Origin of the sequence: Flavobacterium taihuense (assembly GCF_019351435.1) — a bacterium.
GTDB classification, from domain to species: domain Bacteria; phylum Bacteroidota; class Bacteroidia; order Flavobacteriales; family Flavobacteriaceae; genus Flavobacterium; species Flavobacterium taihuense.
The window spans coordinates 1-3,853 of record NZ_JAHWYN010000046.1; the positions used below are offsets into that span (position 1 = coordinate 1).

Here is a 3,853-nt window from a genome sequence, read left to right on the forward strand (position 1 = left end):
CGAATAATGATAAAACGAAATATGAAGCAAAAAAATTTTTAGAATTATATTCTAAAATTTGGGAAATAATTCGAAAAAAAATAGAACGAGAAGACAACTCAGAAACTGAATACTATATCTATTAAAAGTCGAGTAGGTAAAGGGGAATCTCACCCCTAAACCTCTCACAGAACCGTACGTGAACCTCTCAATTCATACGGCTCTTCTTAATTCAAGTCTTTTAAGGTCTGAAGCCCTCGTATTGCCAATGTTCAAACAAATTTGGAAAGTCTCTTGATAATTTTTGAAGGTATTTATAACCCACATACCAAGGTTTCTTTCTGAATCGACGGTATTTGTTGCGTATCCATTTGGTTAGTCGAAAATGTAAAACTCTGAAAAGTTTTCGCATTTCGCTCATTCGGAACTTGCCATAGTAGTTTATCCAGCCTCGGAGTTTGAGTCTTAACAGTTCCGCAATTTTACTTATCGGAAATTGAACCCATCGATGAAAATTCATTTCTTGGAGTTCTTTGATTATTCTGCTACTACTCTTTTGGCTCATTGCTGGGGAAAAACCTAATCTGATTTTCTCCCTTTCTTTCACTACTCGTGGCTTAAAGGTGTACCCTAAAAAGTCAAACTTTTGATATCGTACCTTAAATGGAGGTTGGCGTTTTTGACTGCTTCGGCAATACACGATTTTGGATTTATCTTGGTTTAATTCCAATTTGCAATCTCGCAATCGCTCTTTTATTGCTTGCATCAATCCCAACGCCTGCTTGATGTTCTTGCAATGAATTACAATGTCATCTGCATACCTTTCAAAAGGTGTAGTGGGACTTGTTTGGGTTATCCATTTATCAAACACTATATCCATAAAGATATTGGCAAGTACAGGACTGATTACTCCGCCTTGTGGCGTGCCTTTTCCCTCTGGGTGTTTGATGGTTCCGTCTGCTAACTGAACTGGTGCATTGAGCCAGCGTTTTACATACATCAAAATATGTTTCTCTTGTGTGTAAAACTGTACTGCTTTTAGCAATAATTCGTGGTCAATGTTGTCGAAAAACCCTTTGATGTCCAAATCAATTACCCAACTGTATTTCATACTGTTGATACGGCATCCTTCTAGGGCATCGTGTGCCGATTTGTTTGGTCGATAACCAAAACTGCTCGGATGGAAGTGTTTCTCTACTATTTGCTCCAATTCGGTAGCGATTACCTGTTGGGCAACTCTATCGACAATGGTAGGAATACCCAATGGACGCATTTTTCCATCGCTTTTGGGTATCAAAACTTGTCTGACGGCTTTGGGGTAGTAACTCCCACTTGCCATTCTATTCCACATAGGGTATAGATATTTGCGAGTGTTCTTGCTTACTGCTTCGATGCTTACGCCATCTACTCCACTAGCTCCTTTGTTGGCTTTTACTCGCTTAAAAGCTTCTTGCACCTGCAACTTACTTATAGGTTGCGACTTGGGTTGTTCATTAAAAATCATCCTTAAATTTCTTTAAGTTGTTATACAATAAATCAACTAATTAAGTGAAGTCCTTCACTCGCAGGGGCATTACTCCTACTCTCGTGGATATGTTCGCTACTACGACTTCATCCGCCCCAAGAACTAAACATCGCTACTTTCAACCTTTTCCACTCTGGGACTGTTGGTCTTTTTACTTACCATTTTAGTCTTGGTTCTCCTGTTCCTTACTAGAGCCTGGTTATAGTTCTTGCCCTCTTTATGCCGTGTGCCGTGTAGCCAGTAATCAGGTTTTCCGCTACACTTAGTCTCGCTGGGTCGCCGACCCCATAGATTTTGACACAGTAAAAGTTATTTTCGACACCTCAATAAGGGTTTGCTTGCGCTCAACTCCTATAACCGCACCATACAGCTACTCAACATACAAACGTTGGTAGTGCTTTGACCTTGACGCTCAATACCAAATCTCTTTAATTCAGCACCTCAAGGCGGTTTGGAAACAACTCCTGAAAGTCCTATCCGATAGTCCAATTCTTTACTCGAAATCCTTTGTGAGACTTCTTTGGTTTTGCCAAAGCTCGTTTCTGAATACTAATAAAGCCTATCATCTCTAATAAAGTTATGTTGCCTTTTCAAAGAACTTTTATATCTTCGTATCCCGAGGCAACGCAGGACACACAGCCGAACCGCCAACAGCCACTACAACGGATTTGGGCAATTGGCTTAATGGAAAGTTGGTTTTGTATTTGGGATGATTTGGCAAATCCGAATAATGGACTTAATTTAGTCCCAAACCCGCTGTAGTGCCAAGACGTTATGGACTAGTTGAGAAAGAGCTTTTCGGTTAAAATCAGGTTTTTAAGAAACATTTAGTTTCGCATAAAATCGAAATACAGAAACTTAAAATTGGAGATTTAAATCGCAACTTTAAAAGCAGAATATTAGAGTTTGATGTTTAGAATCTGAAAATCAATACTTGAATTTCGGAGTTTCTAAACTGAATCTGAAAAGTAGAACTTGAAATGCAGAACTTGAATTTTGAAACTTCTAAACTGAATCCGAAATGCAGAACTAGAAATACAAAACTTGAATTTCGGAGTTTCTAATGGGGAAAGCAGAACCGTAAATTTTGCGGTTTACGAATGGAAAAAAGTAAATAAATTTAGTGAAGATTTGTGCTAGAATTGGGATTTAAGTTTGCTGAAAATAGGCTGAAAATCGATTAAAAGAGGGAATGAAATTTAGCCGAGATTTAGGCAAGAATTAGGTTTTTAGCCTGCCAAAAATAGGCTGAAAATCGGTTATTAATTGGAATATCGGCTAGAAACAACCAGTCCATAACACTTGCTACAATAGATTTGGGCAATTGGCTTAATTTTAAAATGGTTTTGTATTTGGGATGATTTGGCAAATCCGAATATAAGGCTTAATTTAACCCCAAACCTCTTGTAGCAAGGGAACGTTAGCGATAATTTTGCCTTCAAAAGACCAAAAGCAGAAACAAATAAAATGAATTAATGAAGAAATTATTACTCATAACAATTTTAAGCACAACTTTACTTTGGTCAATTAACATTTTCGTTTATTATTTATTTAATTATCCCGAGGAATTAGATTTTTTGAAAATTATAAAAGAATATGTCGAATGGAAATCTTTACTTTCCGTTTATTTTTCTTTGATTTTAATTTCAATTATTACGAGCTTTTTGTTTTTAAAAAATCGCCCATTCTTAAATAAATTTTGCATTATGATGATTAGTTTCAACATAATTGGAATGATATTCATGAGTGCGAATGGAATTAATAGATTTATTCAAAACAAAAATTCTTATGACGAAATTTTAACTGAATTTAGAAAAGATGCAGAAAATGATATTAAGAATGATGATGTAAAAACTTTTGGTTTTGGATTATCATTACCTCCAAAAAATGAAGCTCAAGCAATCAAAAAAATAAAAACTGATAGTATTTTGAAAACCTACGGTCTAAAAGTTAAAAATCTTGGCTGTACAATAATGCCTGAATTGACCAAAGCTTCCGAAGAGTACAAAAAAACAACTGAAGTTTATCTAACAAAGAGAAATGGAAAAGGCTGGAGATTAAAGATGGAAAACGAAATAGGAAAGGTAAATAAAAACTATCGCTAACAGCCACTACAACGGATTTGGGCAATTGGCTTAATGGAAAGATGGTTTTGTATTTAGATTATTTGGCAAATCCGAAAATAGGGCTTAATTTAACCCCAAACCCGCTGTAGTGCCAGAACGTTGGCAACAAGGCTAACGGAACTATCGTGCTAAAAACATAGTACTGAAAATAATATTCCGTTTGATTTTGTTGCCGTAAATCGGACAACAATGGCGGAGAAAACAAAGAATAGCAACTTATCAA

At 36.3% G+C, this 3,853-nt stretch carries 3 protein-coding genes; 1 reads left to right on the forward strand and 2 read right to left on the reverse strand.

The window, feature by feature from the left end; all coding sequences use genetic code 11:
- Positions 1-220: 220 nt before the first annotated feature.
- Positions 221-1,483 (reverse strand): group II intron reverse transcriptase/maturase, encoded by a 1,263-nt coding sequence (gene ltrA / locus KZH69_RS20215; protein WP_219319274.1) that lies wholly within the window; start codon positions 1,481-1,483, stop codon positions 221-223.
- Between the two features lie 1,598 nt (positions 1,484-3,081).
- On the opposite strand from ltrA, the gene KZH69_RS20220 reads away from it, so the two are divergent.
- Positions 3,082-3,609: an FEKKY domain-containing protein gene (locus tag KZH69_RS20220; protein WP_219319275.1), complete on the forward strand. Its 528-nt coding sequence runs from the start codon at positions 3,082-3,084 to the stop codon at positions 3,607-3,609.
- A 58-nt stretch (positions 3,610-3,667) separates the two neighbouring features.
- Here the strand turns inward: KZH69_RS20220 and KZH69_RS20225 are convergent.
- Positions 3,668-3,853, reverse strand: a 186-nt coding sequence (locus KZH69_RS20225) for a hypothetical protein (protein ID WP_219319276.1), incomplete at its 5' end; no start/stop codon positions are given.